This is a genomic window from Hydrogenophaga sp. ANAO-22 (assembly GCF_042466645.1).
Taxonomy (GTDB): domain Bacteria; phylum Pseudomonadota; class Gammaproteobacteria; order Burkholderiales; family Burkholderiaceae_C; genus Hydrogenophaga.
In genome coordinates, this window is sequence record NZ_CP159956.1 from 756601 (window position 1) to 777731 (window position 21131).

Annotated in this window: 18 protein-coding genes and 1 other RNA gene; 12 read left to right on the forward strand and 7 right to left on the reverse strand. The window is 66.6% G+C overall.

What is annotated here, in order from left to right; translation table 11 throughout:
* The first annotated feature begins 208 nt into the window (after positions 1-208).
* Complete coding sequence (locus ABSY19_RS03475) at positions 209-904, forward strand: hypothetical protein (RefSeq protein ID WP_382159092.1); 696 nt, start codon at positions 209-211, stop codon at positions 902-904.
* Here ABSY19_RS03475 and ABSY19_RS03480 read toward each other — a convergent pair.
* Positions 901-1671, reverse strand: a complete 771-nt coding sequence (locus ABSY19_RS03480; RefSeq protein WP_382163667.1) for a pseudouridine synthase — start codon at positions 1669-1671, stop codon at positions 901-903. The genes ABSY19_RS03475 and ABSY19_RS03480 overlap by 4 nt on opposite strands.
* A gap of 91 nt (positions 1672-1762) precedes the next feature.
* Between ABSY19_RS03480 and ABSY19_RS03485 the strand changes: the two genes are divergently transcribed.
* Positions 1763-2350 (forward strand): DUF2062 domain-containing protein, encoded by a 588-nt coding sequence (locus tag ABSY19_RS03485; protein WP_382159094.1) that lies wholly within the window; start codon positions 1763-1765, stop codon positions 2348-2350.
* 68 nt (positions 2351-2418) lie between these two features.
* Here ABSY19_RS03485 and ssrA read toward each other — a convergent pair.
* The 4 genes from ssrA to ompA all read right to left on the reverse strand — a co-directional run bounded on the left by ssrA (position 2419) and on the right by ompA (position 4902).
* Positions 2419-2795: a transfer-messenger RNA gene (gene ssrA, locus ABSY19_RS03490) on the reverse strand.
* Between the two features lie 13 nt (positions 2796-2808).
* Complete coding sequence (locus tag ABSY19_RS03495) at positions 2809-3480, reverse strand: HAD-IA family hydrolase (RefSeq protein ID WP_382159095.1); 672 nt, start codon at positions 3478-3480, stop codon at positions 2809-2811.
* Complete coding sequence (gene ubiG, locus ABSY19_RS03500) at positions 3477-4184, reverse strand: bifunctional 2-polyprenyl-6-hydroxyphenol methylase/3-demethylubiquinol 3-O-methyltransferase UbiG (RefSeq protein WP_382159097.1); 708 nt, start codon at positions 4182-4184, stop codon at positions 3477-3479. The genes ABSY19_RS03495 and ubiG overlap by 4 nt, the downstream gene beginning before the upstream one ends.
* A gap of 70 nt (positions 4185-4254) precedes the next feature.
* Positions 4255-4902, reverse strand: a complete 648-nt coding sequence (gene ompA, locus ABSY19_RS03505) for an outer membrane protein OmpA (protein WP_291114826.1) — start codon at positions 4900-4902, stop codon at positions 4255-4257.
* Positions 4903-5162: 260 nt separating this feature from the next.
* Between ompA and gyrA the strand changes: the two genes are divergently transcribed.
* From gyrA to lapB, 9 genes are all read left to right on the forward strand, one after another.
* Entirely contained in the window at positions 5163-7814 is a 2652-nt protein-coding gene (gyrA, locus tag ABSY19_RS03510) for a DNA gyrase subunit A (RefSeq protein WP_382159099.1), read from the forward strand.
* On the forward strand, positions 7814-8920 hold the full coding sequence (serC, locus tag ABSY19_RS03515; RefSeq protein ID WP_382159101.1) for a 3-phosphoserine/phosphohydroxythreonine transaminase: 1107 nt from the start codon (positions 7814-7816) through the stop codon (positions 8918-8920). Before gyrA ends, serC begins: the two co-directional genes overlap by 1 nt.
* A gap of 4 nt (positions 8921-8924) precedes the next feature.
* Positions 8925-10022 carry a prephenate dehydratase gene (gene pheA, locus ABSY19_RS03520; RefSeq protein ID WP_382159103.1) on the forward strand — a complete coding sequence of 366 codons (1098 nt, stop codon included), beginning with the start codon at positions 8925-8927 and terminating at the stop codon, positions 10020-10022.
* Entirely contained in the window at positions 10022-10900 is an 879-nt protein-coding gene (locus tag ABSY19_RS03525) for a prephenate dehydrogenase/arogenate dehydrogenase family protein (protein WP_291114849.1), read from the forward strand. Before pheA ends, ABSY19_RS03525 begins: the two co-directional genes overlap by 1 nt.
* A 35-nt stretch (positions 10901-10935) precedes the next feature.
* Entirely contained in the window at positions 10936-12987 is a 2052-nt protein-coding gene (locus tag ABSY19_RS03530) for a bifunctional 3-phosphoshikimate 1-carboxyvinyltransferase/cytidylate kinase (protein WP_382159105.1), read from the forward strand.
* Positions 12988-13168: 181 nt separating this feature from the next.
* Positions 13169-14854: a 30S ribosomal protein S1 gene (rpsA, locus tag ABSY19_RS03535; protein ID WP_291114836.1), complete on the forward strand. Its 1686-nt coding sequence runs from the start codon at positions 13169-13171 to the stop codon at positions 14852-14854.
* Between the two features lie 92 nt (positions 14855-14946).
* Entirely contained in the window at positions 14947-15267 is a 321-nt protein-coding gene (locus tag ABSY19_RS03540; RefSeq protein WP_291114839.1) for an integration host factor subunit beta, read from the forward strand.
* A gap of 44 nt (positions 15268-15311) precedes the next feature.
* On the forward strand, positions 15312-15623 hold the full coding sequence (locus tag ABSY19_RS03545; protein ID WP_291114841.1) for a lipopolysaccharide assembly LapA domain-containing protein: 312 nt from the start codon (positions 15312-15314) through the stop codon (positions 15621-15623).
* Positions 15613-16758, forward strand: a complete 1146-nt coding sequence (gene lapB / locus ABSY19_RS03550; protein ID WP_382159107.1) for a lipopolysaccharide assembly protein LapB — start codon at positions 15613-15615, stop codon at positions 16756-16758. The genes ABSY19_RS03545 and lapB overlap by 11 nt, the downstream gene beginning before the upstream one ends.
* 106 nt (positions 16759-16864) lie before the next feature.
* Here the strand turns inward: lapB and ABSY19_RS03555 are convergent, their stop codons facing one another.
* Entirely contained in the window at positions 16865-20449 is a 3585-nt protein-coding gene (locus ABSY19_RS03555; protein WP_382159109.1) for a hydantoinase B/oxoprolinase family protein, read from the reverse strand.
* Between the two features lie 8 nt (positions 20450-20457).
* The gene (locus ABSY19_RS03560; RefSeq protein WP_291117711.1) at positions 20458-20997 is read right to left on the reverse strand and encodes a winged helix DNA-binding protein; all 540 of its coding nucleotides are present in this window, start codon (positions 20995-20997) and stop codon (positions 20458-20460) included.
* Between ABSY19_RS03560 and ABSY19_RS03565 the strand changes: the two genes are divergently transcribed.
* Entirely contained in the window at positions 20948-21070 is a 123-nt protein-coding gene (locus tag ABSY19_RS03565; protein ID WP_382164018.1) for a hypothetical protein, read from the forward strand. The genes ABSY19_RS03560 and ABSY19_RS03565 overlap by 50 nt on opposite strands.
* The last annotated feature ends 61 nt before the right edge of the window (positions 21071-21131 follow it).

Below are 21131 nucleotides of genomic sequence, written 5' to 3' on the forward strand. Positions count from 1 at the left end.
TTGGCCGGACGCGGGCGCCGCCGGCCTGGCGCGCCATACCGCCATTTGTATCAAACGACCTCAAAACCCCAAGAAATTCACACGAAACGCGTACACACAAGGCCACAAAGCCCCACCGAAGGTCCGGCAAACCTCTACACTTTGATACAAATAGACGCCACCCCCTTCGCCACACATGAATACTTGGAACAACCCATGGCTGCTTGCCGTGCTCGCGCCCGCTCTGCTGGCCCTGGGGGCATTCCTGCACCGCGTCTGGGTCGACAAGCAGGCGCGGGAACGGCGGCGCATTCCCAAGCATTGGCCGCTGAGCACCCGCGCGCTGGCCAACAGTGAAGAAGCCCGCGTCTGGCACTGGCTGGCGCGCGCCTTCTACGACCACCACGTCATGATCAAGCTGCCGGTCACGCGCTTCACCCTGCCGCGCGACAAGGAGCAAGGCATGGACTGGTACAAGCTGCTCGGCGGCGTGTACTGCACCTTCACCGTCTGCCGCTCGGATGGGCGCGTGCTTGGCTGCCTGGACGTGCCGGGCAGCGCTGGCTTGCCGCGCAGCACCCGCACGCTCAAACACTCCCTGCTGACCCAGTGCGGTCTGCCTTACTGGGTCGTGCGCTCCAACAGCCTGCCCACGGTTGCCGAAATCCGGGCCGAGTTCCTGGGCGAGTCCTCGCTCAACCACTCCATGCGCGAGCGCGAAATGGAAGAGCGCGCCATCATCGCCGCGCAGGCCAACCTGCGCACCGCGCTCACGCGCCAGCGCAGCAACCGCAACAGCGATTTCAGCCCGCTGTCGAACTGGCCCAACAGCACCACCGGCGACCCGCGCAGCGACTTCAACTCGCAGTGGCAGGAGAACTCCTTCCTCATGCCGCTGGACAGCCGCAAGGGCGATCTGCTTTAAGCCTGGCGCGCCGCCTGCTGGGCGCTCGCCGCGCCGGGGGCCTTCTGCGTGAGCGCCAGCACCTCCGCCGCGGTGAGCCACCGCCACTGACCCGCCTTGAGCTCAGGCGACAGCACCAGAGCGCCGATGGATGACCGGTGCAGGCCTTCCACCCGGTTGCCGACGGCCGCCACCATGCGCTTGACCTGGTGGTATTTGCCCTCCGTCAAGGTCAACCGCAGGTGAAGCTCGCTGACGGCTTCACACGCCTCGGCCTTCACCGGCTGAGGATCGTCGTCCAGCACCACCCCTTCCAGCAAACGGCCGATCTGCCGCGCATCCAGCGGATGCTTGACCTGGGCCTCGTACACCTTGGGCACGTGGTGGCGCGGCGACGTCAGGCGGTGGATGAACTTGCCATCGTCGGACAGCAGCAGCAAGCCCGTGGTGTCCTGGTCCAGCCGCCCGACAGCCTGCACGCCCGCGGCAGCCCCTCCCCCACGCTGGCGCAAGGGCCCAGGCAACAGGGTGTAGACGCTGGGGTAGGTGCTGGGCTTCTGCGAGCACTCGTAGCCCGCGGGCTTGTGCAGCAGCAGGTAGGCGCGTGCGTGGTAGTGCCAGACCTCACCCTGCACGCGAAACACCAGCCCCTCCTCTTCGAAGAGAGCTGAGGGATCGGTACACGGAGAGCTGTCTTCACCCACCGACACCAGGCCTTGCTGCACCAGGCCGCTGCAGATGCGGCGGGTGCCAAAGCCCTGAGAAAAAAGAATGTCCTGCAATTGCATCATGGTGCGGGAATTGTCGCCGCTCGCCCGGCTCAGACCACGACACACCAGAATGGCAGGCCGCCCGCCGTGGGCGCCCTCACTTTTGCGCATGAAGCAACGCATCAAGACCTGGCTCAGCACACAGGACGGACTGCGCCACCACCGCTGGCTGCGCTGGATGGGGCCGGTGCTGCACCAACCCAGGTTGTGGCACTTCAGTCGCAAAGGCATCGCCATGGGCGTGGCCGTGGGCATCTTCTTCGGCCTGCTCGTCCCGATCGCGCAAATGCCCCTGTCGGCCGCCGCGGCCGTGCTCCTCAGGGCGAACCTGCCGATGGCGGTGGCCAGCACCTTCGTGACGAATCCGGTGACCTTCGGGCCGGTCTACTACGGCGCCTACCGCCTCGGCAAGGTGGTGTTGGGCGAACCTCGCGTGACGGAGAGCGAGGCGATGGCCGCGCTTGAGAGGGTGCGGGCTGAAGAGAAGGCCGAGGGAGCGCGGCCAACCTGGTCGCAGCGCATCGCCCGTGGTGTCGAGCACCTGAGGACAGCCGGCAAGCCGCTGGCCGTGGGTCTGGCCATCATCGCCACCTTGAGCGGGCTCACCGTCTACGTCCTCATCAGCGGGCTGTGGATTCTCAAGACACGCTGGGAACGCAAGCGACGGTTGCGCGAACGCTCTTTGCCGGACGCCTGAAGGCAGCTCGCTTCGCAGAACCGAAAAAAAGCCCGCCCGGCACGGCGCCGGGCGGGCTTTTCAATAGGTGGTGGAGCTGGGGGGATTCGAACCCCCGTCCGCAAGCCTTCTTCGAGCAGTTCTACATGTGTAGCCGTCTGTTTTGGGTCTCGCCGCCCGAGTCGCGCAGTGGCACGCTAAACGGGAAGCCAGCATCCTTGAATCTCACCCTGCGCCAAGGTGCCCGACGCAGAGCCAGCCAATGTGAATTACCTCGCAGCCGGGAGGTCTTGCGACCCCCTTGCCCAGCCCATCGGCCTGCTGTTGCGAGGCTCACCGGTGTTTAAGCGGCGAGTGCGAAACGTTCGTCGTTTGCAGTTGGTTTTTTTCTGCGGATTAACGAGGTGACAGAACCTCGACATGCCCTGCTGCGCGTCCGAACCCACGTCGAAACCAGTGCAGCCCCAGGAAGACAGAGTTTAAGGCAGTTCCAGCAATTTCAAGAGCTGCAGGGGCGAAGAAACCTCCGCGTCCGCACCCCAGCTGGCCACGTCGGCACCATAGCCGAGGTAACCGTACCGAGCAGCCACCGTCGGCATGCCAGCCGCCTTGCCCGCCCGGATGTCGCGCTCGTCATCGCCCACGTAGATGCACTGGCTCGGCAAGAGCTGCAACCGGCGCGCCGCCTCCAGCAAGGGCTCGGGATGCGGTTTGGCATGGGGCGTGGTATCGCCGCTGATCACGACAGAAGCGGTCTCGAAGAGCGCCATGGCCCGCGAAAGAGGATTCGTGAACCGCTGCGACTTGTTGGTGACCACGCCCCAGCGAAGCCCACCGTCCACGAGGCGGGCCAGCAGATCGTCCACGCCGTCGAACGGCGCCGTGCGTTGTGTCATGCAGCCTTCGTACGCACCAAAGAACTCTTCCTTCAACGCAGGGTAGTCCGCGTGCTCGGGTGTGATGCCGAACGCCACATGCAGCATGCCCCGGGCCCCGGAGCCCGCATGAGGCCGGTATTGCTCCAGCGGCAGCGAGGCCATGCCCCGGCTCACCCGCATGCCATCGGCAGACGACCCAAGATCCGATGCGCTGTCGATCAACGTGCCGTCCAGGTCGAACAGGACGGCATGCACTCCTCGAAAAACAGTCATGGTTTGCGTGTGGCGAACAGGTAGTTGACGCTGGTGTCGGCGCTGAGCCAATAGCGTTGCGTCAAGGGGTTGTATTCCATGCCACGGGTCTGATCGAGCTCCAGGCCCACGGCCCGGCAATAGCTCGCCAGCTCGCTGGGGCGAATGAACTTCGCGTACTCGTGCGTTCCCTTGGGCAACAGCTGCAGCAGGTACTCCGCCCCGAGCACCGCGAACAGGAAGGCCTTGGCGTTGCGGTTGAGGGTCGAGAAAAACACCCAGCCTCCGGGTTTCACCAGGGTGGCGCAGGCGCGCACCACCGACGCGGGGTCGGGCACGTGCTCCAGCATCTCCATGCAGGTCACCACATCGAACTCGCCAGGCTGCTCCAGCGCCATGGCCTCCGCGCTGATCTCCTTGTAGCTGACGTTGGCGGTGCCCGCCTCCAGCGCGTGCAACTGCGCCACCCGCAGCGCCTTGACGGACAGGTCGATGCCCGTCACGTCGGCACCTTTGCGCGCCATGGAATCGGACAGGATGCCTCCGCCGCAGCCAATGTCCAGCACCCGTTTGCCCGCCAATCCCGCCAATCCATCGATCCACCCCAGGCGAAGCGGATTGATCTGATGCAGGGGACGGAACTCGCTGTCGGGATCCCACCAGCGATGGGCAAGATCGGAGAATTTGGCCAGCTCGGCCGGATCGGCATTGACGTTCGGATTCATGCGTTGATTATCGCCAGCACAATAAAAAAACCGCGCCGAAGCGCGGTTTTTGGACCGGAACTGAAGGAAATCAGTTCTTGCGGGTGCCGACCACTTCGACTTCCACGCGGCGGTTCTTGGCGCGGCCTTCGCGGGTGGCGTTGTCGGCCACCGGCTGGGTCAGGCCCTTGCCTTCGGTGTAGATGCGGTTGCTTTCGATGCCCTTGCTCACCAGATAGGCCTTGACGGCTTCAGCGCGGCGGTTGGACAGCTTCTGGTTGTAGCCAGCAGCGCCGGTGGAGTCGGTGTGACCCACAGCGATCACGACTTCCAGAGCAATGCCGGACACCTTGCCAGCCAGATCGTCCAGCTTGGCCTTGCCTTCGGGCTTGAGCACAGCCTTGTCGAAGTCGAAGAAGGCGTCAGCAGCGTAGGTCACCTTGGACGCCACGGGAGCCGGTGCGGGTGCGGGAGCCGGTGCGGGTGCAGGGGCTGCGGCAGGAGCCGGAGCGGGAGCCGGTGCGGGAGCCGGAGCGGCGGCAGGAACGATCGCGCCGTCGCAACCTTGTGCGGCGGTGGCGGGCGTCCAGTTGGCATCGCGCCAGCAGAGTTCATTGGTGCCGTTTTTCCAAACCAGTTCGCTGGTGCCATTGCGCCAGTTGTCGATGGTTTGGGCGCCGGCGGCCGTTGCCATGGCGGCGGTTGCCAACAGCATTGCCACTTTGTTAAGTTTTTTCATGGTTTTCCTCTATATAAGCCGCAGACAGACTGCGTGACAAGAACGACGCTTCAAGTGACCACCACTAAAAACGCTGGAATTTATTGTGCCACAAGCACGGAATGCCCGGCCCGCCGGCCAATGCGGCGTTGTCGCCGGATACAGCAGGTCACGTCATTCGTTGTGGATGTACAACAAACGACCCAAGAAGGTGTAGGAGAACGCGCCGTCTAAAATCACAGGTTGCCCTCCGGTCCATCTACGCACCTATTCCCTCGCTCATGACACAGTTCGCCAAAGAGACCCTGCCCATCAGTCTTGAAGAGGAAATGAGGCGCAGCTACCTCGATTACGCCATGAGCGTGATCGTGGGGCGCGCCCTGCCCGACGCGCGGGATGGTCTCAAGCCGGTGCACCGGCGCGTGCTTTTCGCGATGCACGAGCTCAACAACGACTGGAACCGCCCTTACAAGAAATCGGCCCGTATCGTGGGCGACGTGATCGGTAAGTACCATCCGCACGGCGACAGCGCGGTGTACGACACCATCGTGCGCATGGCGCAGGACTTCTCGCTGCGGCACATGCTCGTGGACGGCCAGGGTAACTTCGGCTCCGTCGACGGCGACAACGCGGCTGCCATGCGCTACACGGAAATCCGCCTGTCGAAAATCGCCCATGAAATGCTGGCGGACATCGACAAGGAGACCGTCAATTTCGGTCCCAACTACGACGGTTCGGAAAAAGAGCCGCTGGTGCTCCCGTCGCGCCTGCCCAACCTGCTCGTCAACGGCTCGGCCGGCATCGCGGTCGGCATGGCCACCAACATCCCGCCGCACAACCTCAACGAGGTGGTGGACGCCTGCCTGCACCTGCTCAAGAGCCCCGAGGCATCCATCGACGAATTGATGGAGATCATTCCCGCGCCCGACTTCCCCACGGCCGGCATCATTTACGGCATCAACGGGGTCAAGGACGGCTATCGCACGGGCCGGGGCCGCGTGGTGATGCGCGCCAAGTGCCATTTCGAGGACATCGACCGCGGCCAGCGCCAGGCCATCATCGTGGACGAGCTGCCCTACCAGGTCAACAAGAAGACGCTGCAGGAGCGCATTGCCGAACTGGTGCACGAAAAGAAGATCGAGGGGATCAGCCACATCCAGGACGAGTCGGACAAGTCGGGCATGCGCCTGGTGATCGAACTCAAGCGCGGCGAAGTACCGGAAGTGGTGCTCAACAACCTGTACAAGCAGACGCAACTGCAGGACACCTTCGGCATCAACATGGTGGCCCTGGTCGATGGCCAGCCGCGCCTGTGCAACCTGAAGGACCTGGTCCAGGTCTTCCTGGAGCACCGCCGCGAGGTCGTGACCCGCCGCACGGTGTTCAACCTGCGCAAGGCGCGCGAGCGCGGCCATGTGCTCGAAGGCCTCGCCGTGGCCCTGGCCAACATCGACGAGTTCATCCGCATCATCCGCGAGTCGCCCACGCCGCCCGTGGCCAAGGCGGAACTCATGGCGCGCCCCTGGGACAGTCAGCTGGTGCGCGAAATGCTCACCCGCACGCGCGCCGATGGCGGCGTGATCAACGCCGACGACTACCGGCCCGACGGCCTGGAACGCGAGTTCGGCATGGGTGGAGACGGCCTGTACCGGCTGTCCGAGACCCAGACCCAGGAAATCCTGCAGATGCGCCTGCAGCGCCTGACCGGCCTGGAGCAGGACAAGATCGTGGCCGAGTACAAAGAGGTCATGGGCGAGATCGACGACCTGCTGGACATCCTGGCCAAGCCCGAGCGGGTCTCGACCATCATCGGCGAAGAGCTGATCATCGTGAAGCAGGAGTTCGGCCAGACCAAGCTGGGCGCGCGCCGCAGCGAGATCGAGCACAACGCGCAAGACCTCGCCACCGAAGACCTGATCACGCCAACCGACATGGTGGTCACGCTCAGCCACAGCGGCTACATCAAGAGCCAGCCGCTGTCGGAATACCGCTCGCAAAAGCGCGGCGGTCGCGGCAAGCAGGCCACCGCCACCAAGGAAGACGACTGGATCGACCAGCTCTTCATCGCCAACACGCACGACTACATCCTGTGCTTCTCCAACCGTGGCCGGCTGTACTGGCTCAAGGTGTGGGAAGTGCCGGCCGGTTCGCGCGGTTCGCGCGGCCGCCCGATCGTCAACATGTTCCCGCTGCAGGAAGGCGAGAAGATCAACGTGGTGCTGCCGCTGACCGGCGAGATGCGCAGCTTCCCGTCCGACCGCTATGTGTTCATGGCCACCTCCATGGGCACGGTCAAGAAGACGGCACTCGATGAGTTCAGCAACCCGCGCAAGGCCGGCATCATCGCCGTGGACCTCGACGAGGGCGACTTCCTCATCGGCGCGGCCCTGACCGACGGGCAGCACGACGTGATGCTGTTCAGCGACGGCGGCAAGGCCGTGCGTTTCGACGAGAACGACGTGCGCCCGATGGGCCGCAACGCGCGCGGCGTGCGCGGCATGCTGATCGAAGACACGCAGAGCGTGATCGCCATGCTGGTGGCCGAGGACGAAGAGCAGAGCGTGCTGACCGCCACCATCAACGGCTATGGCAAGCGCACGCCGATCGCCGAGTACACCCGCCACGGGCGTGGCACCAAAGGCATGATCGCGATCCAGCAGAGCGAGCGCAACGGCAAGGTCGTGGCGGCCACGCTGGTGCACAACGACGACGAGATCATGCTCATCACCGACAAGGGCGTGCTGGTGCGCACCCGCGTGTCCGAGATCCGCGAAATGGGTCGCGCCACGCAAGGGGTGACGCTGATTGCGCTGGACGAAGGCTCCGAACTCTCGGGCCTGCAGCGCATCGTGGAGAACGACGCCAACGTGCCGGAGCTGGGCGACGACACGAACGGAGCGGGCGCAGCCGACGACGCGGGCACCGAGCCGTGATGGCGCGGCCCTACAACTTCTCCGCCGGCCCGGCGGCCATGCCCGCCGAGGTGCTGCAGGAGGCCGCGGCCGAAATGCTCGACTGGCACGGCAGCGGCATGAGCGTGATGGAAATGAGCCACCGCGGGCAGGAGTTCGGCGCCATCCTCAAGGCCGCCGAAGCCGACCTGCGCGAGCTGCTCGCCGTACCGGAGCACTTCCGCATCCTCTTCATGCAGGGCGGTGGTCTGGCCGAAAACGCCATCGTGCCGCTGAACCTGTCGCGCGGCGAAACGGTGAACTTCGTGGTCACCGGCAGCTGGAGCCAGAAGTCGCTGAAGGAAGCGCGCCGCTACTGCGACGCGCGCGTGGCCGCCAGCAACGAAGCCGACCACCACACCACCCTGCCCGCGCCGGCGACCTGGCAACTCGACCGCAGCGCGCGCTACGTGCACCTGTGCAGCAACGAGACCATCAACGGCGTGGAAGTGCACGAGTTGCCCGACCTGAAGGCACTCGGATCCGATGTGCCGCTGGCCATCGATTTCTCCTCCCACGTGGCCTCGCGACCGGTGGACTGGTCGCGCGTGGGCCTGGCCTTCGGCGGCGCCCAGAAGAACCTGGGGCCGGCCGGCCTCACGCTCGTGGTGGTCCGCGAAGACCTGCTGGGCCACGCCCTGAAAACCTGCCCCAGCGCGTTCGACTACAAGACCGTGGCCGACAACCACTCCATGTACAACACGCCGCCGACCTTCGCCATCTACATGGCCGGCCTCACCTTCCAATGGCTCAAGCGCCAGACCGAAGGCAACCTGAGCGGCGTGGCGGCCATGGAGGCGCGCAACATCGCCAAGGCCGAGTTGCTGTACGGCTTCATCGACCAGTCGACCTTCTACAGCAACAAGGTCGCCAAGGACTGCCGTTCCCGCATGAACGTGCCCTTCTTCCTGCACGACGAGTCACGCAACGAGGCCTTCCTCGCAGGCGCCAAGGCGGCCGGTCTGCTGCAGCTCAAGGGTCACAAATCCGTGGGCGGCATGCGCGCCAGCATCTACAACGCCATGCCGATCGAGGGCGTGCGCGCCCTGGTGGCCTACATGCGCCAATTCGAACAAACACAGGCCTGAACCGATGACCCTTCCCTCACAGTCCGAAGCCCTGGGCACCCTGCGCGTGCAGATCGACGCGCTGGACCAGCAGTTGCTGGCCCTGCTCAACCAACGCGCTCGCGTGGCCGAACAGGTCGGCGACATCAAGCGCGCAGAGGGCTCGCCCTTTTTCCGGCCGGACCGCGTCGCGCAAGTCATCGAGAAGATCCAGGGCGCCAACCAGGGGCCGTTGCTGAACCAGCACGTGGCCTCGATCTGGCGCGAGATCATGTCCGCCTGCCTGGCGCTGGAGGCGCCGCAGCGCGTGGCCGTGCTCGGTCCGCAGGGCACCTTCTGCGAACAGGCGGCGATCGAATTCTTTGGTGGTGCGGCCAACCTGATCTACTGCGCCAACTTCGACGAGGTGTTCCACGCCACCGCGGCCGGCACGGCGCAGTTCGGCGTCGTGGGCATGGAGAACTCCACCGAAGGCGTGGTGGCGCGTTCGCTGGACCTGTTCCTGCGCTCGCCCGTGCACGTGGTGGGCGAAGTCAGCCTGCTGATCCGCCACAACCTGCTGCGCCAGGTCAATCACCTGGATGGCATCGAAGTCGTCATGGCCCACCCGCAGGCCCTGGCCCAGTGCCAGAACTGGCTCACGCAACACCTGCCGAACGCTGAGCGCCGCGCGGTCTCCAGCAACGCCGAAGGCGCGCGGCTGGCGGCCGAGAACCCGGCCTGGGCCGGCCTGGCCAGCGAACGCGCCGCCGCCCAGTTCGGGCTGCACATCGTGGCGCACGCCATTCAGGACGAGGCCTACAACCGCACGCGCTTTGCCGTGATCTCGCTGCCGCAGACCCTGGCCATGCCGCCCGCCTCGGGACGCGATTGCACCAGCCTGGTGGTATCGGTGCCCAACCGCCCCGGTGCCGTGCACGACCTGCTGGTGCCGCTGAAGAACAACGACGTGTCCATGACGCGCTTCGAGTCGCGCCCGGCCAAGTCGGGTCAGTGGGAGTACTACTTCTACATCGACATCGCGGGCCACCCGTCGCAGCCGCACGTGGCCGCCGCGCTGGAGGAACTCAAAGGTCTCTGCGCTTTCTACAAGGTGCTGGGCGCATACCCGGTGAGCGAATGATGTTTGAACAACTGGGACTGATCGGCTGCGGCATGATGGGCGGCTCCTTCGCGCTGGCGCTCAAGCGCGCCGGGCTGGTCAAGCGCGTCGTGGGCTACAGCAAGTCGCCCTCCACCACCGAACGCGCGCGCCAGCTGGGCGTGATCGACGTCGAGGCCCCGTCGGCGCTGCTGGCGGTCTCGGGCGCCGATCTCGTGCTGCTCGCGGTGCCGGTCTCGGCCACCGAAGCCACCTTCAAAGCCATTCGCCACCTGGTGCGCGGCAACGTGCTGATCATGGACGTGGGCTCGACCAAGCGCGAGGTGATCGACGCCGCGCGCCGTGTGCTGAAGGACCAGGTCGGTGTCTTCGTTCCCGCGCACCCGATCGCCGGCAAGGAAGTCGCCGGCGTCGAGCACGCCGACGCGGACCTGTACCACGGCCGCCAGGTCATCCTCACCCCGATCGAACGCACGCTGACCGCCCAGCTCGAGAAGGCCAGCCAGCTCTGGACCGCGCTCGGTTGCCACGTCAAGCAGATGTCGCCGGAAGCGCACGATGCGGCCTATGCCGCCGTCAGCCACCTCCCGCACATGGTGGCGTTCGCCCTGATGAACGCCATCCAGGGCCAGTCCGATGGGCCGGATTTCCTCTCGCTGGCGGGCCCGGGCTTTCGCGACTTCAGCCGCATCGCGGCCAGCGACCCGGCGATGTGGCGCGACGTGCTCATGTCCAACCGCGAAGAATTGCTGGCGCAGTCGCGCCATTTCCAGCGCGCGCTGCACGCCCTGGAGACCGCCATCAATGCCGGCAACCCCGACGCCCTCGAAGCCTTGATCGAACAGGCCAGCAGCGCGCGCGCGCGCTGGCGCATGACCGCCGTCAAGCCCCGCAGCTGAGCGGCGCCCCGGGCGACGCTTCCTCACCTTCGCGCATGTTTGCCATTTCCCACCTCGACATCCCGCCGCTGGCGAGCGCCGGCGGCACCGTGCGCCTGCCCGGCTCCAAGAGCATTTCCAACCGCGTGCTGCTGCTCGCCGCGCTCAGCGTGGGCCACACCGACATCGCCGACCTGCTCGACTCCGACGACACGCAGGTGATGCTCAAGGCCCTGGCCGAGCTGGGCTGCCGCATCGAACCGCAGCCCGACGGCGCCCTGCGCGTGCATGGCCTGGGCGGCGCCCTGCCGGTGCCCCAGGCCAAATTGTTCCTGGGCAACGCCGGCACCGCGATGCGGCCCCTCACCGCCTCGCTGGCCCTGCTGGCCACCCGCCATGGCGGCACCTTCGAACTCAGCGGCGTCCCGCGCATGCACGAGCGCCCCATCGGCGACCTGGTCGATGCGCTGCGCCAGCTCGGCTGCCCCGTGGCCTGCCTCGCCAACGAAGGCTATCCCCCATTGAAACTCGGCGATGGTCAGACGCACGCCCTGCGGCTGGACCAGCCCATCCGCGTGCGTGGCGACGTGTCCAGCCAATTCCTCACCGCCCTTCTGCTCGCCCTGCCCCTGGTGGCGCAGGAGCGCGACATCGTCATCGACGTGGTGGGTGAACTCATCTCGCGGCCCTACATCGAGATCACGCTCAACCTGCTGGAGCGCTTCGGCGTGGCCGTGCGGCGCGACGGCTGGCAGCGCTTCACCATCCCCGCCGGCAGCCGCTACCAGTCGCCCGGCCGCATCGCGGTTGAAGGCGATGCCTCGTCAGCCAGCTATTTCATCGCCCTGGGCGCCCTCGCGCCCGCCACGCCGGGCACCGACGGCATCACCATCGAAGGCGTCGGCCTGTCGTCCATCCAGGGCGATATCCGCTTCGTCGAAGCCGCCCGCCTCATGGGCGCCAAGGTCTCGGGCGAAGCCAACCGCCTGCACATCCAGCGCGGGGCCTGGCCGCTCACGGCCGTCGACCTGGACTGCAACCACATCCCCGATGCCGCCATGACGCTGGCGGCCATGGCCCTGTACGCCGACGGCACCACCACGCTGCGCAACATCGCCAGCTGGCGCGTCAAGGAAACCGACCGCATCGCCGCCATGGCCAAGGAATGCCGCAAGCTCGGCGCGACGGTGGAGGAAGGCGAGGATTTCATCCGCATCACGCCGCCCGCCCGCCCGCAAGACTGGCGTGCGGCGTCGATCCACACCTACGACGACCACCGCGTCGCCATGTGTTTTTCGCTCGCCGCCTTCAACCCGGCGAAGCTGCCGGTGCGCATCGAAGACCCCAAGTGCGTCGCCAAGACCTTCCCGGACTACTTCGAGACCCTGTTCCAGGTCTGCACCACGCCCAGGGAGCACATCCCCGTGATCTGCGTGGATGGCCCCACCGCCTCCGGCAAAGGCACCCTCTCGGCCGAGGTGGCCGAACAGCTCGGGTACCACCTGCTGGATTCGGGGGTGTTGTACCGCCTGGTCGGGCTGGCGGCTGAAAGAGCCGGCCTGTCCACCGCCGAACCCGACCTGAAGGACCCCGGGCACGCGCGCCGCCTGGGCGAGCTCGCCGCCGGCCTGCAGGTGCGCTTCGAAGGCCTGCGCACCCTGTTCGAGGGCCAGGACGTGACCGACGACCTGCGCAGCGAAACCGCCGGCATGGCGGCCTCCCGGGTCTCGTCCGTGCCCGCCGTGCGGGAGGCCCTGCTGGGCCTGCAACACGCCTTTCGCCAGTTGCCCGGCCTGGTGGCCGACGGCCGCGACATGGGCACGGTGATCTTCCCGGACGCCCCGCTGAAGGTGTTCCTCACCGCCAGCGCCGAGCAGCGCGCCGCACGGCGCCATAAGCAGTTGATTTCAAAGGGAATTGCTGCTAACATCGACAGTCTTTTGGCAGACCTGAAAGCGCGTGATCTGAGGGACACCTCCCGCACGCACGCCCCTCTCAAGCCCGCCGAAGACGCCTTGGAACTGGACAACTCCGGCATGGACATCGAGCAATCGGTGCAGCAGGTGTTGAACTGGTGGCAAGGCAAAACGGCGTTCTCGGGCAACTGAGCGCGCTTCTTGATGGCCCTGACGGCACAGCCGGGCGTTCCCAGCCCGCAGGCCCGAAGGTTCTTTTCACTTAACCCCGCGGTGTCACGCACCGCAACGTCAACGCCGCCCACACGTCGCATCCGTTCCAGCCGCATTCCCCGTGGTTGTTGCACCGACGCTGAGTGGTTTAGGAAATTCAATGTCTGAATCTTTTGCCGCCCTGTTTGAAGAGTCCCTGAAACGCGCTGAAATGCGCTCGGGCGAAGTCATCACCGCCGAGGTCGTGCGCATCGAGCACAACCACGTGGTGGTCAACGCTGGCCTGAAGTCGGAAGCCTACGTGCCTCTGGCCGAATTCAAGAACGACCAGGGCGAACTCGAAGTGCAGGTCGGTGACTTCGTCTCTGTCGCCATCGACTCCGTGGAAAACGGCTTCGGCGACACCCTGCTCTCGCGCGACAAGGCCAAGCGCCTGGCTTCCTGGATGTCGCTGGAAAAAGCGCTCGAATCCGGCGAATTCGTCACCGGCACGACCTCCAGCAAGGTCAAGGGCGGCCTCAAGGTCATGGTCAACGGCATCAGCGCCTTCCTGCCGGGCTCGCTGGTCGACAGCCGTCCGACCAAGGACCTGACCCCGTACGAAAACAAGACCCTGGAATTCAAGGTCATCAAGCTCGACCGCAAGCGCAACAACGTGGTGCTGAGCCGCCGCGCCGTGGTGGAAGCCTCCATGGGCGAAGAGCGCGCCAAGCTGATGGACACCCTGAAGGAAGGCGCCATCGTGCACGGCGTGGTCAAGAACATCACCGAATACGGTGCGTTCGTGGACCTCGGCGGCATCGACGGCCTGCTGCACATCACCGACATGGCATGGCGCCGCGTGCGCCACCCGAGCGAAGTGGTCACGGCTGGTCAGGAAATCACCGCCAAGATCCTCAAGTTCGACACCGAGAAGCACCGCGTCTCGCTGGGCCTCAAGCAGATGGGCGACGACCCGTGGATGGGCGTTTCGCGCCGCTACCCGCAAGGCACCCGCATGTTCGGCAAGATCACCAACATCGCCGACTACGGCGCGTTCGTGGAACTCGAGCCTGGCATCGAAGGCCTGGTGCACGTCTCCGAAATGGACTGGACCAACAAGAACGTGGCCCCGTCCAAGCTGGTGTCGCTGGGCGACGAAGTCGAAGTCATGGTGCTCGACATCGACGAAGACAAGCGCCGCATCTCGCTGGGCATGAAGCAGTGCCGCGCCAACCCCTGGCACGAATTCGCCGAACAGACCAAGCGCGGTGACCGCGTCAAGGGCCCGATCAAATCGATCACCGACTTCGGCGTGTTCGTCGGCCTGGCCGCCGGCATCGACGGTCTGGTGCACCTGTCCGACCTGTCCTGGAACGAGCCCGGCGAAGCCGCCGTGCGCAACTACAAGAAGGGCCAGGAAGTCGAAGCGATCGTGCTGGCCATCGACGTGGAGCGCGAGCGCATCTCCCTGGGCATCAAGCAGCTCGACGGCGACCCGTTCACCACCTTCGTGTCGGTGAACGACAAGGGCTCCATCGTGACCGGCAAGGTCAAGACCGTGGATGCCAAGGGTGCCGAGATCGATCTGGGCGAAGACGTGCTGGGTTACCTGCGCGCCAGCGAAATCAGCCGTGACCGCGTGGAAGATGCGCGCAACGTGCTCAAGGAAGGCGACGAAGTCAACGCCGTGGTGGTGAACGTGGATCGCAAGACCCGCAACATCCAGCTCTCGATCAAGGCCAAGGACGCCGCCGACCAGCAGGAAGCCATGGCCAACCTGAGCCAGCAGTCTTCCCGCGAAAACGCCGGCACGACCAGCCTGGGCGCCCTGCTGCGCGCCAAGCTGGACAACAACCAGAACTGAAGCGAAACCGGTTCGGCGCCGGGTGAGCCACCCGCCCGCAAGGGCGGCCACTTGCCCGGCGCTGTCCCCTCAACGCCCCCACTCCATTCGACATGACCCGAAGCGACCTCGTTGAAGCTCTGGCCAGCCGTTTCGGCCAGCTCACCCACCGCGATGCCGAATTCGCCGTCAAGGCGATCCTGGACGCCATGGGCGAAGCCTTGGTGAAGGGCCATCGCATCGAGATCCGGGGTTTTGGCAGCTTCTCCGTCAACCGGCGTTCACCTCGCATCGGGCGCAACCCGCGCTCCGGTGAGAGCGTGATGATTCCGGAGAAACGGGTGCCGCACTTCAAGCCGGGCAAGGCCCTGCGCGAAGAGGTGGACAAGAAGACCGCCGAGATTCTGGGCCGCGAAACCCAGAAGCGGGCCTGAGACAGGGCTGCTCGCTACAATCGCCCCACCACAAAGGGGACGACGTGAAATACCTGATGTGGCTGCTCAATGCAGCCATTTTTTTTGTGCTGTTCGCCTTCGCGCTCAACAACCAGGACAGCGTGACGCTGCACCTGTTCTTCGGTGCGAGCTGGCAAGCCCCCCTGGTGCTGGTGATCCTGGTGGCGCTGGTGATCGGGGTGTTCCTCGGCGTGGCCGTGATGCTGCCGCTGTGGCTGCGCGCCCGGCGCACCCGCCGCCAGCACGCGTCGGCCTCGGCGCTGCACAGCACCGCCTTTGACGGCGACACCACCCTGCTCCCTCCCGACCCGATCGACCGCCGGCATGGACTTTGATTTCACCTGGCTGCTCTGGGGCCTGCCGCTGGCGTTCGCGCTGGGCTGGGCCGCGTCGCGCTTCGACCTGCGCCAGTGGCGCATGGAGGGCCGCCAGGCGCCCAAGGCCTACTTTCGCGGCCTCAACCACCTGCTCAACGAACAGCAGGACCAGGCCATCGACGCCTTCATCGAAGCGGTGCAGGGCGACCCCGACACCGCCGAACTGCACTTCGCCCTGGGCAACCTGTTCCGCCGTCGCGGCGACTACGACCGCGCCGTGCGCGTGCATGAGCACCTGCTCTCGCGCGCCGACATCGACCGCAAGGACCGCGACCGCGCCCAGCACGCGCTGGCGCTCGACTTCCTCAAGGCCGGCCTGCTGGACCGCGCCGAAGCGGCCCTGCACAAGCTCGAAGGCTCGGCCTTCGAAGGCGAGGCCTTGCTGGCGCTGCTGGGCATCTACGAACGCTCGCGCGACTGGCCCCAGGCCAAGCGGATCGCCCAGCGCCTCGAAGACGCCGAACAAGGCAGTTTCGCCACGCGGCTGGCGCACTACCTGTGCGAAGAGGCCGACCTCGCCCAGCGCGGGGGCGACGGCGCCAAGGCCCAGCAACTGCTGAACGAGGCCGTGCAACGCGCCCCGCAGCTGGCGCGCGGCTGGATGGCGCTGTCGGCCCTGAAGGCGCACACCGGCGACGCCTCGGGCGCGTTCGACGCCCTGGTGCGCATGAACCAGCACGCACCACAAAGCCTGCCGCTGGCGGCCCGTGCTCTGGCCGATCTGGCCCGGCAGACCGGCCGCGAGGCCGAGGCCATGAAGCTGCTGCAGGCCAGCCACGAGCGTGCACCGGCGATCGACGTCACGGAAGCCCTGGCCAGCCTGAGCAGCGGCACCGAGGCGGTGCGCGGCCACTACCTCAGCCACCTGGAGCGCGAACCCTCGCTGGTCATCACCACCCAGTGGATGGCGGGCGAGGCGCTCTCCAGCCCCACCGCGAAGGCCAGCGTGCAGAAGGCGCTGGAACACGCCAGCGCGCCGCTGCGCCGTTACCGCTGCGCGGCCTGCGGCTTCGAGGCGCGCCAGCATTTCTGGCAATGCCCGGGCTGCCAGGCCTGGGACAGCTACCCGGCCCGGCGCGTGGAAGAGTTGTAGACGGCTCCCCCCGCGCCGCGCCTGCGGCGCGTCACCCCCCAGGGGGCGACACCTGGGGCCGGCAAAGCCGGACCCGCGGTGTCCCTGGATCGTGGGCTGGCGCTCGTTACGCCTTCCCGTATCCCCCGCCACCCGGTGTGTGGATCTCGAAAACATCGCCGGCCTTCATCTCGGCCTGCCCGATGTGGGCCAGGTCCTCGGTGCGGCCGTCGGCCCGCACCACGCGGTTGATGCCCAGCTGCCCCGGCTGGCCACCGGCCATGCCGAAGGCCGGGTGCACGCGGCCGTTGGACAGGATGCTCGCGGTCATGTCTTCCAGGAACCGCACGCGGCGCACCCCACCGTCGCCGCCGTGCCAGCGCCCGGACCCGCCTGAACCGGCCCGGATCTCGTAACTCTCCAGCCGCACCGGAAAACGGAACTCCAGCACCTCGGGGTCGGTCAGGCGCGAGTTGGTCATGTGGGTCTGCACCACGCTCGTGCCATCAAAGCCGTCGCCCGCGCCGCTGCCACCCGAGATCGTCTCGTAGTACTGGTGCGCCGCGTTGCCGAAAGTGAAGTTGTTCATCGTGCACTGGCTGGCCGCCATCACGCCCAGCGCGCCGTACAGCGCGTTGGTGATGCAGCTGGAGGTCTCCACATTGCCCGCCACCACCGAGGCCGGCGGGTTGGGGTTGAGCATGGAACCGGGCGGAATGACGACCTTGAGCGGTTTGAGGCAGCCCGCGTTGAGCGGGATGTCGTCGTCCACCAGCGAGCGGAACACATACAGCACCGCCGCCATGCACACCGCCGTGGGCGCGTTGAAGTTGTTGAGCTGCTGCGGCGAGGTGCCGGTGAAGTCGATCTCGGCGCTGCGCTCGGCCGCGTTCACCCGCACGCTCACCTCGATCTGCGCGCCGTTGTCCAGCGGCAAGGTGTACTGGCCGTCCTTCAGGCGCGTGATCACACGGCGCACCGACTCCTCCGCGTTGTCCTGCACATGGCGCATGTAGGCCTGCACCACGTCCAGGCCGAACTGCTCGACCATCTTGCGCAGCTCCTGCACGCCTTTTTCGTTGGCGGCGATCTGCGCCTTGAGGTCGGCCATGTTCTGCTGCGGGTTGCGCGAAGGGTATTCACCACTCTGCAGCAGGGCCACCATCTCGGCCTCGCGCAGCACCCCCCGGTCTACCAGCTTCACGTTGTTGATCTGCACGCCCTCTTCCTCGATGCGCGTGGAGAACGGCGGCATGGAGCCCGGCGTGGTGCCACCGATGTCGGCGTGGTGGCCGCGCGACCCCACGTAGAACGTGGGCTGGCTGCCGAGGTAGACCGGTGTGATCACCGTCACGTCGGGCAGGTGCGTGCCACCGTGGTAAGGGTCGTTGAGCACGTACACGTCGCCCGGCTGCATCTTGCCGGTGTTCTCGCGGATCACCGTCTTGATGCTCTCGCCCATGGAACCCAGGTGCACCGGCATGTGCGGCGCGTTGGCGATGAGGTTGCCCTGCGCGTCGAACAGCGCGCACGAGAAATCCAGCCGCTCCTTGATGTTCACCGAGTACGCGGTGTTCTGCAGCTGCAGCCCCATCTGCTCGGCGATGTTCATGAACAGGTTGTTGAACACCTCGAGCAGCACCGGGTCCACCGTGGTGCCCACGGCGTAGCTCACCGTGCGTGGCACGCGGCGGTCCAGCACCAGGTGGTCCAGCGCCGTGAGCACCGCCTCCCAGCCGGGTTCGACCACCGTGGTCGCGTTCTTCTCCGCGATGATCGCGGGCCCGGGAATCACGTCGCCCGGGCGCAGGTCCTCGCGCACCACCAGCGCGGTGTCCAGCCACTGGCCGCCCGAGTACATGCGCACCGTCTCGCGCCTCGGCACTTCGCGCGGCTCGTGCGTTTCCACGCGCGGCTCGTGCGGCGCGTCGCCCGCGACCACGGCCTCCACCGACACCGCCTCCACCACGAGGCGCTTGCCCTGCATGAGAAAGGCAAAGCGCTGCCGGTAGGCGGCTTCGAAACCCGCCTCGATCTCGGCCATGTCGCCGTAGGGCACGACCAGGGCCGAGTCGCTGCCCTCGTAGCGCACATGCACGCGCCGGTGCACGGTGGATTCGCCCGCGTTCACCTGCTGGCGCTGCAGCTCGGCGCGAGCGGCCGCCGCCAGGGTCTCGAGCGCGTCCGAGATCGTGGGCAGCGACGCCGCCACCAGCGGCAGTTCCACCGCCTGCTCGCGGATCACGTTCTGGTCGGCCAGCCCCATGCCGTACGCGCTGAGCACACCCGCCAGCGGGTGCACGAAGACGCGCGTCATGCCCAGTGCATCCGCCACCAGGCAGGCGTGCTGCCCGCCCGCGCCACCGAAGCACTGTAGGGTGTAGCGCGTCACGTCGTAGCCGCGCGCCACCGAAATCTTCTTGATCGCGTTGGCCATCTGCTGCACCGCGATGTGGATGAAGCCCTCGGCCACCTCTTCGGCGGGCCGCCCGGTCCGCGCCGCCAGCTCGGCGAACTTCGACTGCACCGCGTCCAGGCTCAAGGCCTCGTCGGCCCGGGGGCCGAACACCTTGGGAAAGTGCGCCGGCTGGATCTTGCCCGTCATCACGTTGGCGTCGGTCACCGCCAGCGGGCCGCCGCGCCGGTAGCTCGCGGGGCCGGGGTTGGCGCCCGCGCTCTGCGGGCCGACGCGAAAGCGCGAACCGTCGAACGCCAGGATGGAGCCACCACCCGCCGCGACCGTGTGGATGCTCATCATGGGCGCGCGCATGCGCACGCCCGCCACCTGGGTCTCGAACTCGCGCTCGAACTCGCCCGCGTAGTGCGACACGTCGGTGGACGTGCCGCCCATGTCGAAGCCGATCACCTTGCCGTGGCCCGCCAGGCCCGCCGTGCGGGCCATGCCCACGATGCCACCGGCCGGGCCGGAAAGGATGGCGTCCTTGCCCTGGAAGGCGTGGGCGTCCGTCAGGCCACCCGAGGACTGCATGAAGAACAGCTTCACGCCCGGCATCTCGGCGGCCACCTGCTCCACGTAGCGGCGCAGGATGGGCGAGAGGTAGGCATCGACTACCGTGGTGTCGCCCCGGCTCACGAACTTCATCATCGGGCTGGTGCCGTGCGAGCTGCTCACCTGCGTGAAGCCCACCTCGCGCGCCAGCCGCTCCGCCGCCGCCTCGTGCGCGGTGAACCGGTAGCCGTGCATGAACACGATGGCCACGCTGCGCAGGCCGCGCGCGAAGGCCGCCTGCAGATCGGCGCGCAACGCCGCTTCGTCCAGTGGCTGCAGCACCTCGCCGTGCGCGGCCATGCGCTCCTGCGCCTCGATCACCTCGGTGTACAGCAGCTCGGGCAGCACGATGCGGCGGTCGAACAGGCGCGGTCGGTTCTGGTAGGCGATGCGCAGCGCATCGCGAAAACCGCGTGTGGTCACCAACAGCGTGGGCTCGCCCTTGCGTTCCAGCAGCGCGTTCGTCGCCACCGTGGTGCCCATCTTCACGCACTCGACCTGCTCGGGCGTCACCGGCTCGCCGGCCTTCAGCCCCAACAGGTGGCGGATGCCGGCCACCGCCGCGTCGCGGTACTGCTCGGGGTTTTCCGAGAGCAGCTTGTGCGTGACCAGGGTGCCGTCGGGCCGCTTGGCCACGATGTCGGTGAAGGTGCCGCCCCGGTCGATCCAGAACTGCCAGCGAAGTATGTGCGTCGGTGTCATAGGGAATGTCAGAGCGAAGCGGCCGAACGCGCGGCCTGGTCGTAGATGCCGGAGAGCACGCGCAGCAGGCGCGCGAGCTGGCCGATGTCGTGGTTGAGCGCGTCGTCCGCCTTGAGCGCATCGATCAGGCAGGTCTCGCGGATCTCGCGGTAGCGCGTGACGTAGCCCTTGCCCGCCTCGGTGGGCGCGTAGGTCACGTCCTTGCCGTTCTTGCTCGACTCCACCATGCCCAGGCTCTGCAGCTTCTTGAGCGAGTAGTTGACGAGGTGCGTGTCTTCCACGTTCATGATGAAGGCGATGTCGGCCAGGCGCTTGTCGCGCGCGCGGTGCGAGACGTGGTGCAGCACCAGCACGTCCAGCGCGGTGAGGTCCTTCAGCCCGGCGGCGCTCATGCAGTGCACCACCCAGCGGTGGAAGGCATTGCCGGCCACGATCAGGCCGAACTCGAACTCGCTCATCTCCGCGCTGCGCGGCGACACCAGGTGCGCGGAAGACACGATGGGCGAAGCCGGCGGCGTTGGCTTGGCACTTGCTTTGGAACGGGCCATGGCGAAAAGTCTGCGTCGTTTCGGTGCGGCGGAGTTTAGGCTTTATGTTGACGATTTGCCAACGATTTATTGACATTCAGGGAAAGTACCGATCACACTTCATTCACTCGCCGATAGAGTCCTTCGAGCCGCAA